This is a genomic window from Pseudomonas sp. WS 5532, assembly GCF_012985445.1.
In the GTDB taxonomy this organism is placed as follows: Bacteria; Pseudomonadota; Gammaproteobacteria; order Pseudomonadales; family Pseudomonadaceae; genus Aquipseudomonas; species Aquipseudomonas edaphica.
The window spans coordinates 1-12,347 of the sequence record NZ_JAAQWK010000041.1 but is presented as its reverse complement, the minus strand read 5'-3'; the positions used below and the strand labels follow the sequence as shown (position 1 = coordinate 12,347).

Below are 12,347 nucleotides of genomic sequence, written 5' to 3'. Positions count from 1 at the left end.
CCTTAGGACCGACATATGAACATTGAAAGCACGACCCAGCCGTGGCCACACAAGAACGACGTGGTTTTTAAAATTGAAATCAACCCTGCTAAGCGGCGGAAAATCCTGCGCAACGTTCTGATCCTCGGCGCCGCAGTCTTGTCGATCGGCTTTGCACTTTCTGACAATGGCCCCCTGATGAGTTGGGCTCATGACTACGAAGCTCAAATTCATCGTGAAGCTCTTGAGCCAACCATGCGCAAGCTGGCCGACCAAGGCCAAGCATCAGCGGTCATTTGGCTTTCCCAAAATTTCAAAAACGAAGATTCAACCCGACTCCAAGCCCTGGCCGATGCAGGGAATGGTGAGGCCCTTTTCACACTGGCTTGGACGAAATACGCGAAGGATGAGCCTGCAAGGGAATCCCTGATAACCCGAGCTGCAGACGCCGGCGTAGCTCCCGCAATACGGATGGTTCAAGCAAGGCAAAAATCCAAGGAATAATCATAATAATCAATAGGTTACGTTACGTTGAATGTATCTTATGTTAAACCAGAATTAGAAAACCTTTTTTTATAACGCTTGGCAATATGGAGGCAGTCCATGCAGAAACGCCTGAATTCAGTTCAATTTCTCGCGATGCGCTCGATCGGCAAGGAGCCCTGGAACATGAAACGCGACAGAATCAAGTGGCGCTTTGGTCGCAAGTGGTTCCACCTGTTCAACGATGGTGTCAGAGCTCCTCTGAGCTCAGTCGATGGGATTGGCGGAAGGTATGGCTATGACAAAGTCCACGATCGGGCGTGGGACGCTGCTTGGGAGCTGGAAGATCAAGGTTTGGTGGAGGTATTCACGGTGCGTTGCTGCCCGGGTACCTCATGCCACCTCAATGACCGCCATGAATACAGACTTACTTCAAGGGGCCATCAGCTGCTGGAAAAGGCGAACACCTCGAACCGGCAAACAGTTGAAGCACCAGAATGTCACCCGTTTAACGCCTGGCTTTTCAAACATCTCCCTATGGTATGGGGTCGGTGGTGGTCTGCCCGAGTGCTGGCCACCACAATCTGTTCTGGCTGGCTTCATGCCGGAAACCCTGACTTCACTCGCCTGCAGCAAACACTGCGCAATACACTTTGCCTGGCCTTGTTCGTAACTCCCGGCCGCCTTCCACTACAGGTAGCAGTACATCGTAAATTGCGTGAAACAGGGGATAACAGCGAGTGATTGAAATTTCCGCCACATACATCCGCGATGAGGTCCTTATCGCATCGCATTTGGCGCCCGCGCAGGGCCTCCGAGTGCAGATCAACGCAGCCAACCCAGTGGATGAATCTGCTCTATTTGGTGAATGGTCCGTGACCGCTGTGTTTGAAAATGACCAGCCCTATCAGGGCCTACTCAGCGGACTGGGCCTGATGCTCTCATCCTTTGGTGGCCATTCAGACATCAAGGCCCTCCCAGGCTACCGTTGCCTGATGCCCGAGGCTTACTTAGCTCTGCAGGCGCTTAAGGACCAAGCGACTGCTGTAGCTTTATCGTTGCAGGATGTCGCCGCCGGCAGATCTGCTCTGAATATCGCCCAACGTGCCATGCACGCCTATCGGCCATGGGCAGACTGGATTGTCCGAGCTCTGCTGAAAAAGGGAAATACCACCACCATTATCGACGCCAGTGACATCTGGCTGGAGCAGGAATTTGCGGGCTTTTCGGCGGTCGAAATTACCGCACCCTGGTGTGACTGCACTATTTGCACAGAACAACTCGGCCCCCCGGCCGATCCGAACAAATTGTTCACCCAATAAAAAGGCCGGTCATTGACCGGCCTTTTTATGGAGTGATTGCCTAACGAGCAACAAGCCGAGGCCGCTCTGCCCTTTCATCTTGACGCACATAACCCGTTTGAGCACCGGTCGTTGCCGCAAAATGGCGAGTCTGGAACTCCAGCACATCTTTCATTTGAGGTACAACGTCTTCCTCCAGCCCCCATTCGTAGGCCAGCTTATCGAGCTTGTGAGACGTAACCATTTGAGTCGATTGCGCCGAGTGCACCGCCGGCTTCAGCGTCGACCAGGACGAGACAAACTCTTTCAGCCGTGCTGCTTTAGCATCCGTCAGGCATGGAAAACGGCGTAGCCGATCTACCAAGTAGAGAGCACGTTGCTTTTGAGCAGCACCACGCAAGCGGCCGGAAACCTCAGATTCGAGCACTGGCACCAAATCTTGGTCGCCGTACCAGAGCTGCTGGGCAAAGGCCCCTAAAGCGCCCGACGTCACGCGCCCCAGCTCAGACCGTGTAAGGTCTTCTAGGAGGTTGCCGAAGCTGTCTTCAAGGTGATGGTGAGCCATGATGGCCGTCCTCTAAATATTGCTCTGTCACGTCGCGTAGATAACTCAGCATAGTCCCGCGGTTACCTACAGCATAGTCAATGGCTTGAGTGGCTAGTGTAACAAACTCTTCGACATCAACCCTGCCACATTCGATGAGCTGCTCTATATCAGCTTTATCCTGGTCTGTATAGCGGCCCAGCTTTGATATTGCAAGGTCAATGCCGCTTGCAACGTAGATATGGATTGGCAGGCCGCCGTTAAAGCCATCCATCGGGATTGCTCGATCGCGGTAGTCCTCATGGAGTGGTCCAAGGGAGTTGTTATAGTTGGTGTCCAGCTCGATCTGGAAATCGCGATCGCCTTGAGCGTAATCCTCAGGTGCCGATAGCACGGTGATGATGTCTTCTTTCTTGAGCGATCGAGAGGCTTCGATCTCGGCGTCGATATCGGCGCTACCCCGGGCGTGTGTCAGAAGATGTACGGCACACCCACCGAAAATAAAAACCTTCAATGCGCCCGGCGGCTGTCCTTGCAGCATCGGCAACACCCGTGAAAAGAGGTTGCCTACCGCTTGTCCTAACGGGGTGTTGAGCTGGATATTGTCCATGAACTTCTCTTTCAGTTAATCAAACGCGAGACCAAGCCAGCTCGGCTGGCGAAGCTGGTCGAGGGTTGGAGCACGGTGGAACGCCAGGTGCTGAAAACATTGATATTGAGCCTATCAGTTCGGCACTCAAAAGCACGGCCCGCGTTGGCGAACGACATCTGGCAACTGCACAAGCATCGGCGTCAAGATATCGCGACGGGTTGTCGATGGAGGCTCGCCCTCCCAGGATCCACCATAAAAACATTCACCCTCAAGAGGAATGATTGCTTCAGGGTCAACATCTCCAGTGCTTCGATCGTACAGCACTGCCAACAATGAATAATCATCGTCATCAAGGAAAACGATCCCGCCGGCACTCAGGCAGATCGCTTGGTCGGGGTTGTCTTTCAAGATCTTTCGATATTGATGGCATACATCAGCGTAAGTGAGTTGACGCTCCTGGTACTTCACCATGTCCCAAGCATCGTCCTTCTTTTCGAAGACGAAGAGATCTCCGAGCGCTGAGTGACCGTAAAATCGCCCAAGCCCAACCGTCTCAGCGATGAATTCAATCTCTTCCCTCAACACTTTTCCATATGCAGCGTCAGAACGTGCATCAACAAACTCATACCACTTGATGTCGTCGAGAGAATATTCGATTTTATCGCTCATGAGGCCTCCAAAAAAAACCCGGCAAAGCCGGGAAAAGACAACGTGACTGGCTGCTAGGTCGAAGCACTAGCTAAACAAGCGGGCGTTCCGGAGTAGTTCAAGAAAAGTATCTGCTCTCCCCCGTCACCCTGAAGAACTGCCATTGATGAGCGAACAGCTATGAGGGCGTTGGCCTCAGGGGGCGACATTGCCCCCAACTGATCGAGACATTCGTCCAGCACACCGTCCAACTCACGGAAAGGCACACGTCTCACAAGCTGAACCATGGAAAAAATCGTGGTAACACTCATGTCACTGGGCGGCTGGTCAGTAGTGAAGAAATACAAAATTAACGCCCTCCCCGTGCCGCGGCTGAACGCTGGTTATCCAGCCGAGGCTGAATGTCTTTAAGATTCGCCCGGTCCTGACGGATAGCCAGCAGCAGCTCGATACGCTCCCGAGATTGAGTCTTTTGCAGATCCAGATAGTCACCGAGCGCGAGCATATGCAGATACTCCGTCAGCAACGGGGCCGTCGATTTTCCGCTTTCCTGTGCATACCAGTCCGGGCTCAAAAATCGTTTGGAGACTTCTTTCACCAGATTTTCGTTTACCGAAACGTGATCCGGCGTGGTGTCGTTCGGCATCCGCCGTGCAACGATTTCGTTCAGCGAGTTGGCGACGGTAGACAGCACTGCACTGTCCGTTAACTGATAGGACCGTAGTGCTTCACCCTGCGGCGAGTCAGCCTTTGGCAACTCATCAGGAATAGAGAGAAGGATGTTTTGAACAAAAACTTTCGCAGCTTGGACCTCCTCCTGAGTGAAGGTCAGGCGCTCACCACCGGGCGTTAACAGTGCGTCAAATCGAATGTCACGATCTTGCATATCCAACGCGGCAGCAGAACATCGGCCCTGAACTTGATCCTGGGCGGAGCAATAAGGTTTGTGACGCTCGATTACGGCCAGCAGGTCTTTTCGAACACGTCCATATTCCGCATCCTGAATCGCCATGTTCGCCTCGGCCACGTTTTTTGCCACAGCCACGTCCTGAAGGCTGAATGCCTGTGCAGCCTGCATAGACGAAGCCTGAGAACTTGACGCGACACTTTCGACCGCAGAGTTTCCAAGGCGGTCCTGCATGGACAGCTTGGCGTCGACTGCAGCTTTGGCGTCAAACAAAGTCTTCTGGGCGGCGGTTTGATGAACCATCATTGCTTGCTGAGCATTCACACCTTTCCACCAGTCGGGGTGGATCTCGTTGGCCAGCACCTGAACGATATTCGTAGCTGAAGAGGTAACCGAGGCAACAACATTGGTTCCCGCTTGGATGAATGCAGAGAAACCCACAAAACCCCACGGGTCACAGCAGGGCGCCGCTACCGCCTCGTAGACTGGCGCGGCGGCAAGCCCTATTCCTCCAATCAGACAGCCGGCGATGAGCGCTTTTTTCATTGCCTTACTTCCCCGACTTCGCAGCGGCGGCGCGTGCAGCGCCTAAACGGCCTTCCGAGTCAGTTTTCACATTCAACGCCAAGTCGGTGGCCAAAAGCGCCTCAACCCGCTCCATCTGCTGGAAAGACTGCAAGTCCATCCAGAGCTTGAATGCCTGCATTTTGTTCTGCTCTCGAAGCAGGTTCTCAGTCGAGAACCCAGAGATCATCGTGTACCAATCCGGAGACTGAAATCGGCCCTTTACCAGGGTTTCCATCAGCTCCATTTGGGAAATATCAGCTTTATCGACCATGGCGGCCGCACCCAGGCCAGCTACTGGCTTACGCATTGCGACGGCCTGGTTGAAGGAGTTTGCTGACACAGAGGTTCTGGCCTGTTCAATGTACTGACCGGCAATAAAGCCTTTGCCTTGGGCTGTACCTTCCCATTCCTTAGGAATGTTCTGCGTCGGAATCGGATTGATCACTTTCGCAATCATTGCTTGAGATGCTTCGAGGTACGCCGGCGTCAAGCTGCTATTGCCCAAAAGCGTATCAACGCGAATATCAGCTCCCTGCAAATCAGCATCGGAGGGTAGAGAACATCGCCCTTGAACCGCTTCTTCTTTGGAGCAGTATTTCGCGACATGCTGGTCATAAAGCCTTGTTACAACCGCAGCGCTGCTCGGCGTATAAAGCGTCTGATCTGCAGATGCCTTGTTCAGGTCCCCGGCCGTCTTGCGAACCGAGGCGCCGGACTGAGCAATGGCTGCCCCACTTGCGGCCTCATAACAACTGCGAGGGGAAAGCTCGTATTTATTAGTTGCGTCGGCCCGGACCTTTTCCATGTAAAGCTGATTCTGCGCCGCAATAGCGCCTTCCATCATCACTTTCTGCTGGGCCGTTTGCTTGTTCACTTCTCGGGTGAGCGTTCCAAAGCCCTGCTGGATACTGGAGTCGATCTTTTGGAGCCAGGCGACCATCGTGGAAGTTGCCGTGGACACGGCAGACGACACAGCTGATCCAGCTGCAGTAGCGCCCTGCGCGGCAATCACGCCGTCACCGCAGCATGCCTCCGCCTTTTGAGGCCCAACCAGCCCCCAACCAGCCACCACCAACACCGCGAAGCTGAGCCCATATGCCCTGATAGATTTCATGCCAACCACCTACTTTAGAACGTTGATAACACCGCTAGCGGCGTTACCCACGGTGTCATTGACCACGGATGTAGCTTGCGATCCGACGGTTCCTATTACTTGCCCATATTTACCGCCCGTTTTTTCGTTGGCTTTCTGACGGACAGAGTCCTGAGCGCGGCGCACAGCCGAGTCAAACTCGCTTTGTGCGGCTTTACATCCCTGCTCCATAAGTTCTTTGCTCATTTTGTCGATGAGCCCTTGGATGCTGCCGAGACCTGGAATGCTGATAGCACCGACGTAGCTGCTGATTTGATCCATGCACGGTGAGATCGAATTCTGGAACGTGACAGTAGGGTTCACTTCAGGCGTGTAAACCTTGATGTATTCCTGCTGAGCCGCCTGCTGCCCCTCCTTGATGTCCTCACAATAACGTTGTGCGGCTGCAGCACCATCTGCCGCGAATGCCACGCCCGAGCTCAAGCAGAACCCACAAAGCCCGCTTAATAGCGCACCTACTGATTTAGTCATGCTGATTATCCTGTTCGTCCTGATAGCCGTTGATGGCCTCAGTCAAACTTTCGAGAAGCGAAGGAGACAACAGGCGCTGAAAGAAGGGTGTGTTTTGAACCACGCGCAGACGTTGAATCAGCGTCCCAGCGAGCATGGGATCAAGCACGTTTGCGAACATGCCGTTTGCATCTTGCTGCAAGAGCAAGCCAAGAAGCCGAGAGCCAAGGCCGGCATGCTGTTCATCTAACCACTGGACAACCCTGAACGCCTTGCTGCTGGTGATGTAGACGAGGAAGAACAAAAGTTCGTTTTTGTCTGCGTCGGCCAGGCGTGCCGCAGATACGGGGTCAGACAGCTTCAGCCCAAAGCGCTGCAGTCTTTCCGCAATATCGGGATGGTTGTCGAGCGCCCAGTCTTCTGTTCGCTCAATTGAGGAGAACAGCCCTCCCAACTCAGGAGAAACCTGATTCCAGTGCTCTTGGACGTCTTCAGTAGAGAGGCTTAGCATTGTTTATATCTTGCACTTTCGTTGTGTTATCTTTGGCGAGTATCAAGGTTAAACCCTTGCCAGTCAAGAATGGAAGATATCGTGCTAAGAGTCTTGAAGCACATCAGAACTCAGGAGCCGGGCGCCGAAAAATCGACGACCACTGGCGTTCGTTCGAGTCGAGAACAGATCAGTTCTAGCGACGATCCCGTCTCGCCGGATAACGACAGCGTGTCGATGGGTTGGAAAGGTCTTTCCGGACGGCTTTTAAACCGACTCGCACAAGCGGACAGCGCAGAGCCCGAGCTGCTGATGCCAACCCCCTCCCCTAACAATTCACCGCGCAAGCGCAACTAACGGAGTCAACAATGAAAAGGTTGCTTTCTCTTTCGTTGCTGCTTTGGGTTCTCTGCTCAGGATCTGCCGTGGCAGCATCGGGTGGCCCACTTCAGCAATTTACGCCGCCACCTGGTGACACCTCCGTCGACTTCCTTGAAGAGGTTTTCGGCTCAATCGTTGGGACGATCCATTCAGGCGGAAACGTAGAGTCAGGCGGGACCGAAGACGTTCTCGGTGCAATGATGGGAGTTTTCGGTGGTGCAGTGCTCTTCCTAGGCATGTTGTTCGTGGGCTATACCACGATCAAGGGCACGATTGATTCAGCGCATGATGGGGAAGTGCTCGGCAAGAAAATGAGTTCGATCTGGATACCCCTACGAACAGTTGGGGGTACCGCCCTTCTCTTGCCCCTTGGGCATGGTTACTCACTCATACAAATCATCGTGCTCTGGCTCGCGATTCAAGGCGTAGGCATCGGTGATGCAATTTGGAGTCAGGCCGTCGACCAAATGGGCAAGGACGGGATGCTCACTCGGCCAATGATCCCGGACTCACGCCCGTTAGCGGCGAGCATCCTGAAGTTCGAGGTGTGTTCCGCTGCGATGAATAAGTCATTCGCAGCTTCCGGGCGATCGACCAAAATCCAGGCTGTCTCATCGCCGCGAAAAGTTGTGAATACCGGCGAGCTCGATGTCGGTCTTCCGGATGCCGTACCTGTATACGGCGCAGTAAACATGATCCAGAAGTACGCCAATGCCTCGTACACGGTCATCGACTACAAGTGGAAGGCTAACGACAACTCTTACATGAACCCCGATGTGTGCGGCGCCTTGACTTGGAAACAGAGCTGGGAGGCCTCGGAAGGCAATAGCAATACCAAGATCATCAAAGAGCCAATTCTTGCGGCCCATGCGAAAGCTGTACAGCAGATGATCCTAGACATCCGGCCTACAGCCCAGCAGATCGTTGCAGGCCAGAAGCCCGAGGCAGGGATTCTCGACTCTGCAGCAAACAAATATGAAAACGCGCTCCGCGCCGCCGCTAAAACCTCAGTGGCACAGACCAGCGATCGAGCCCGTGCAGATTTCCTCTCTGGCGCAAAAGATGGCGGCTGGCTCTTTGCTGGAACCTGGTACAACCATATCGTCAAAATGAATGACGTCATGCAGTCAACGCTGAATGGACTTCCAGCAGCGGAACCAATTGACATCATCGACAAGGAGACCAAGGAAACGCTGCAGACCTATCAAGACGTCATGACGACTGCCGATGAATACGCTAAAAACCGCGTTGAATCCGTCAGAAACGTCTACTACGCCGATACAAACATCCGGGCGCCTCGGGACGGTGAAGGAGCTTGGGAGTACGTTAAAAAAATGCTCTCGGCACCCTTTATGGGGGCAATCAACCAAATGACTCAAAGCATCGCCGGGTCAAACCTCAACCACATGAGCCAGATGAAATCCTTCGGCGACGTGATCGTGACAACAGGCGAAGTAATGATGGCTGCAATGGCCACCGCGGTTGGTGTCTCAAACTCATGGGCCGCCCAGGCGACAGTGAAGGTTGGTTTCGATGCCGGCGCCGTATTCCAGTTCCTATCGGGGATCATCACGCTGATGCTTCTCGCGCTATTTGCGTTTGGCGTCACGCTGAGTACATACGTGCCGATGATCCCATTCATCACATGGATCACGTCGGTAGTGAACTGGTTCGTCCTGGTACTTGAATCTGTGATCGCCGCCCCGTTGTTCGCTGTTGCGCACGTCCATCCGGACGGGGATGACGCGGTGGGTAAAGCAGGTCAAGGCTACATGATGATCCTTTCTCTGGTGATGCGCCCTGCGCTAATGCTGTTCGGCCTGATCGGCGGAATGCTCCTCACGCAACCGATTGTGGGCTTCATCAATGTAGCCTTTATGTCTGTAGTTTCAGGCATCCAGGCTGACTCGATGACGGGCATCGTTTCTTTTATCGCCTACGTTGCGATCTATGTCATCGTCATGACAACAGTAGTCCACATCGTTTTCAGCCTGATCCATTGGGTACCAGACAACATTATCCGTTGGATTGGCCATGCGGCCGGCGGCATTGGTGACGCGGAACGCACAGGTGACAGCGGCCATGACATTTTCGTAGGAGGCGTAAGGGAAGCCAAACATGGCGCTGCAGGGGGGTTAGGTGGTGGCCACAAGCCAAAAGGTCCAAGCGGCGGCGGCACCCCAGGTGGTGGCCCATCTGGAGGACCACCCAGCTCGCCTACCCCATCCAACTCTGAACTTTTAGGGCGCAGCGTGTAGATCTGGAATGAAAAACAAAAGGGGATGCCATCAATATGATGGCATCCCCTTTTTTATGCTTTATTATCAGTTTGTTACCCATAAAAAACCGGCCATCAAGGCCGGTTTTTTTACTGCTGAAATCACAGAGGCCGCACATCACCGGAGGCGGGATCGAAAGAATACCCCTTACTCCGAAGAGACTCGGCCATATGCCGGTTGCGAAGCGCATCACGAGCGTCTTTTTTCAGCAACGGCGATTTAGAATCTCCCCGCTGCAACGCCTCCAACGCGAGCTGCAGGACATAATTGTTTGAGTCATGCAGAGCAACCAGGAACACATTTTTCTGATTCGCTTCATCGAGCTTGCGCTGCAGGGCGCCGGCATGAGCCTGCCATGCCCCTTCAGAGGTCGCTTCCTGCCTGCCTCGCCAAAAATTGTTTACTGCAACTCCACCCAACAGATCCAAACCACCAGCCATTGGGCACCTCCCAGTCTCTCGACTTCCGTTGTACCAAGTTATCCGAACTATACCCCTGCAGCAGGCGCTGTCAATTCCGCTGCGGACAATAGTCCGCTGACGACAATAGTCATCACACCCAAAATTCCGACCTTTGAACACAGGCCGGACACTTGAAAAATGATCCCCCACAGCCTCGACTGCATAACGCCGCCTTCGGCCGAGTGCTTGCCGAGTTGCGCAGAAAACGGGGACTGTCCCAAGAAAAGCTTGGTTTTGAAGCAGAGGTCGACAGGACCTTCATCAGCTTGCTTGAGCGGGGACGGCGGTCTCCCACGCTCGACACGATATTTTCCTTAAGCCGCGCCCTGGACATCCCCTTCACTGAGCTGGCCACCTTAGTAGCGGCGCAGCTGGAAAATCCTCATGAATAAAGACGCCACTCTCGGCGAGGCTCTTGAGCTGTATCGCCAGAAAGTTTCCATTCTGAAAAAAGGCTATGCGCAAGAATGCTACCGCATAGCCTTTCTGTTGCGGTCTCCGCTTGCAAGCAAGATCTGTCGAGAAGTCGTCAGTCCCGATATCGCTACCTACCGGGATACCCGGCTCGCCGAACAAAATCCTCGTACTGGTAAGCAAATTTCGGCAGCTACAGTCCGCCTTGAAATGTCTCTCCTTTCCAACGTCTTTGACATAGGCCGGATCGAATGGGGGATTTGTGAAGCAAACCCTGTGACCAACGTCAGGAAGCCCAAAGCGCCGCCGGGCCGCGATCGACGATTACTCCCGCGGGAAGAAAGACTGATCATGCGCTACTGCCACAATCATCCCAATCAGGAACTCTACTCACTCGTCGTGCTGGCCATTGAGACTGCGATGCGTCAAGGGGAGTTGCTGAAGCTTGAATGGGAGCACATCAATCTTCGCAACCGGATCGCGCACTTGCCTGATACCAAGAACGGCACAAAACGCGACGTCCCGCTGAGCCTGAAAGCACGCGAAGCGCTGATGCGTCTGGGCGCTAAAACGAAAGGTAAAGTGTTCAATTACACGTCTAACGGTTTCAAGTCCACCTGGCGAGTGATGATGATTCGGCTAGGTATTGAGGACCTCCATTTTCACGATCTTCGCCATGAAGCCTGTTCGCGGTTATTCGAACTAAACACCCTGGACGTGATGGAGATCGCGGCGATATCGGGACATAAATCCCTCTCAATGCTCAAGCGGTACACACACCTAAAAGCATCACGACTGGTGAAAAAGCTTGAGGGGAACAAACATCGAGGACAGCAGGTGGTGATGAACCACCTAGTACCCTACCCTGCCATTGCCTCCAAAACACCACAGGGCGTTGTAGTGCGCGTTTTGGACTTCGAGGGCATCGTTGGCCTCGGGGAATCCCGTGAAACCGCTCTAAGGGGCGCACAGGACGCCCTTCTACGCCATCTGATGGTTGCATTAAGGGACAAAATCTACATTCCTGCACCAGATCAGTTTCTAGAACCAGTGAACGAAGAGGAGATATTCATGATCGACCCGCTGAACACCTTTGATGAACCGGTCAGACTGAGCGCTTAACACTTTATTTTCGTAAGACGGTCAGCCTAAAACCTACCGCCCCCAATGAAATTGGGCATTTGACGCCTCCTTGCCAATCCGGTGTGTGGAAAGGGGCGGCAGGTTTTAATGGCTACTACTTCGCTCAAAACATGTATCAGGGGACGATGAGCGGTTCCAATAGCTCTTCGGTACCGATATATGTAAACGCCTCAGGCGGGAACGGAACATCGGGCGCGAACGGCTGCGCCGGTCAAATTTGCGGAAATACATGTAGCTTGGCTGGCATTTCCGGAGGGATGCAAGTGGCATTTGATTCTGACAACAACACTACCGCTGCGAAGGCTTGTAATATAAGTTTCTGGGTTGCGCCGGGTGCAAGTTATTCCGTTACTTCAAGTCCATATGGAAATCCATACTTAGGGACATTTTACGTTTCTATCTTTGGATCGCCTTAAAATAAAAACCTCCTTGCCAATCCGGTGTGTGGAAATCCAATGGCGGCGGCGGTGGTGTAACGGACCTTTGCAATATCGGCACCGGCGGCGCAGTGGGTACTGACGCAACTTGTGCAGCTGTATGTTCAGGAACAGCTCC

At 53.5% G+C, this 12,347-nt stretch carries 14 protein-coding genes; 6 read left to right on the top strand and 8 right to left on the bottom strand.

Annotated features, from left to right (window positions below; all coding sequences use genetic code 11):
* Positions 1–15: 15 nt before the first annotated feature.
* The 3 genes from HBO23_RS33185 (at position 16) to HBO23_RS33175 (ending at position 1,784) form a co-directional block, all read left to right on the top strand.
* Entirely contained in the window at positions 16–483 is a 468-nt protein-coding gene (locus HBO23_RS33185; protein WP_222938117.1) for a hypothetical protein, read from the top strand.
* 99 nt (positions 484–582) lie between these two features.
* Positions 583–1,206, top strand: a complete 624-nt coding sequence (locus HBO23_RS33180) for a hypothetical protein (RefSeq protein ID WP_170040943.1) — start codon at positions 583–585, stop codon at positions 1,204–1,206.
* Positions 1,203–1,784 (top strand): hypothetical protein, encoded by a 582-nt coding sequence (locus HBO23_RS33175; protein WP_170040942.1) that lies wholly within the window; start codon positions 1,203–1,205, stop codon positions 1,782–1,784. The genes HBO23_RS33180 and HBO23_RS33175 overlap by 4 nt, the downstream gene beginning before the upstream one ends.
* 40 nt (positions 1,785–1,824) lie before the next feature.
* Here the strand turns inward: HBO23_RS33175 and HBO23_RS33170 are convergent, their stop codons facing one another.
* The 7 genes from HBO23_RS33170 to HBO23_RS33140 all read right to left on the bottom strand — a co-directional run bounded on the left by HBO23_RS33170 (position 1,825) and on the right by HBO23_RS33140 (position 7,135).
* Positions 1,825–2,328 (bottom strand): hypothetical protein, encoded by a 504-nt coding sequence (locus HBO23_RS33170; protein WP_170040941.1) that lies wholly within the window; start codon positions 2,326–2,328, stop codon positions 1,825–1,827.
* A complete protein-coding gene (locus HBO23_RS33165; RefSeq protein ID WP_170040940.1) occupies positions 2,309–2,917 on the bottom strand; it encodes a DUF6036 family nucleotidyltransferase in 609 nt (202 codons plus the stop codon). The genes HBO23_RS33170 and HBO23_RS33165 overlap by 20 nt, the downstream gene beginning before the upstream one ends.
* Before the next feature lie 126 nt (positions 2,918–3,043).
* On the bottom strand, positions 3,044–3,568 hold the full coding sequence (locus HBO23_RS33160; protein WP_170040939.1) for a hypothetical protein: 525 nt from the start codon (positions 3,566–3,568) through the stop codon (positions 3,044–3,046).
* Between the two features lie 328 nt (positions 3,569–3,896).
* Positions 3,897–5,000, bottom strand: a complete 1,104-nt coding sequence (locus tag HBO23_RS33155) for a hypothetical protein (RefSeq protein ID WP_186354827.1) — start codon at positions 4,998–5,000, stop codon at positions 3,897–3,899.
* A gap of 4 nt (positions 5,001–5,004) precedes the next feature.
* The gene (locus HBO23_RS33150) at positions 5,005–6,135 is read right to left on the bottom strand and encodes a hypothetical protein (RefSeq protein WP_170040938.1); all 1,131 of its coding nucleotides are present in this window, start codon (positions 6,133–6,135) and stop codon (positions 5,005–5,007) included.
* 9 nt (positions 6,136–6,144) lie between these two features.
* Positions 6,145–6,645 carry a hypothetical protein gene (locus HBO23_RS33145; RefSeq protein ID WP_262378272.1) on the bottom strand — a complete coding sequence of 167 codons (501 nt, stop codon included), beginning with the start codon at positions 6,643–6,645 and terminating at the stop codon, positions 6,145–6,147.
* Entirely contained in the window at positions 6,638–7,135 is a 498-nt protein-coding gene (locus tag HBO23_RS33140; protein WP_170040937.1) for a hypothetical protein, read from the bottom strand. Before HBO23_RS33140 ends, HBO23_RS33145 begins: the two co-directional genes overlap by 8 nt.
* 347 nt (positions 7,136–7,482) lie before the next feature.
* Here HBO23_RS33140 and HBO23_RS33135 point away from each other — a divergent pair, with 347 nt between their 5' ends.
* Positions 7,483–9,753 carry a DotA/TraY family protein gene (locus HBO23_RS33135; RefSeq protein ID WP_262378271.1) on the top strand — a complete coding sequence of 757 codons (2,271 nt, stop codon included), beginning with the start codon at positions 7,483–7,485 and terminating at the stop codon, positions 9,751–9,753.
* Positions 9,754–9,875: 122 nt separating this feature from the next.
* On the opposite strand, the gene HBO23_RS33130 is transcribed toward HBO23_RS33135, so the two are convergent.
* Positions 9,876–10,214 carry a hypothetical protein gene (locus HBO23_RS33130; protein ID WP_170040936.1) on the bottom strand — a complete coding sequence of 113 codons (339 nt, stop codon included), beginning with the start codon at positions 10,212–10,214 and terminating at the stop codon, positions 9,876–9,878.
* 152 nt (positions 10,215–10,366) lie between these two features.
* Here HBO23_RS33130 and HBO23_RS33125 point away from each other — a divergent pair, with 152 nt between their 5' ends.
* Positions 10,367–10,627 carry a helix-turn-helix transcriptional regulator gene (locus tag HBO23_RS33125; protein WP_262378270.1) on the top strand — a complete coding sequence of 87 codons (261 nt, stop codon included), beginning with the start codon at positions 10,367–10,369 and terminating at the stop codon, positions 10,625–10,627.
* Positions 10,620–11,771 (top strand): tyrosine-type recombinase/integrase, encoded by a 1,152-nt coding sequence (locus tag HBO23_RS33120; RefSeq protein WP_170040935.1) that lies wholly within the window; start codon positions 10,620–10,622, stop codon positions 11,769–11,771. The genes HBO23_RS33125 and HBO23_RS33120 overlap by 8 nt, the downstream gene beginning before the upstream one ends.
* The last annotated feature ends 576 nt before the right edge of the window (positions 11,772–12,347 follow it).

Excerpts from the sequence above, each read along its gene's own strand:
- HBO23_RS33185 (WP_222938117.1), top strand. The coding sequence starts at position 16 with ATGAACATTGAAAGCACGACCCAGCCGTGGCCACACAAGAACGACGTG.
- HBO23_RS33180 (WP_170040943.1), top strand. The coding sequence starts at position 583 with ATGCAGAAACGCCTGAATTCAGTTCAATTTCTCGCGATGCGCTCGATC.
- HBO23_RS33170 (WP_170040941.1), bottom strand. The coding sequence starts at position 2,328 with ATGGCTCACCATCACCTTGAAGACAGCTTCGGCAACCTCCTAGAAGAC.
- HBO23_RS33165 (WP_170040940.1), bottom strand. The coding sequence starts at position 2,917 with ATGGACAATATCCAGCTCAACACCCCGTTAGGACAAGCGGTAGGCAAC.
- HBO23_RS33160 (WP_170040939.1), bottom strand. The coding sequence starts at position 3,568 with ATGAGCGATAAAATCGAATATTCTCTCGACGACATCAAGTGGTATGAG.
- HBO23_RS33155 (WP_186354827.1), bottom strand. The coding sequence starts at position 5,000 with ATGAAAAAAGCGCTCATCGCCGGCTGTCTGATTGGAGGAATAGGGCTT.
- HBO23_RS33150 (WP_170040938.1), bottom strand. The coding sequence starts at position 6,135 with ATGAAATCTATCAGGGCATATGGGCTCAGCTTCGCGGTGTTGGTGGTG.
- HBO23_RS33145 (WP_262378272.1), bottom strand. The coding sequence starts at position 6,645 with ATGACTAAATCAGTAGGTGCGCTATTAAGCGGGCTTTGTGGGTTCTGC.
- HBO23_RS33140 (WP_170040937.1), bottom strand. The coding sequence starts at position 7,135 with ATGCTAAGCCTCTCTACTGAAGACGTCCAAGAGCACTGGAATCAGGTT.
- HBO23_RS33135 (WP_262378271.1), top strand. The coding sequence starts at position 7,483 with ATGAAAAGGTTGCTTTCTCTTTCGTTGCTGCTTTGGGTTCTCTGCTCA.
- HBO23_RS33130 (WP_170040936.1), bottom strand. The coding sequence starts at position 10,214 with ATGGCTGGTGGTTTGGATCTGTTGGGTGGAGTTGCAGTAAACAATTTT.
- HBO23_RS33120 (WP_170040935.1), top strand. The coding sequence starts at position 10,620 with ATGAATAAAGACGCCACTCTCGGCGAGGCTCTTGAGCTGTATCGCCAG.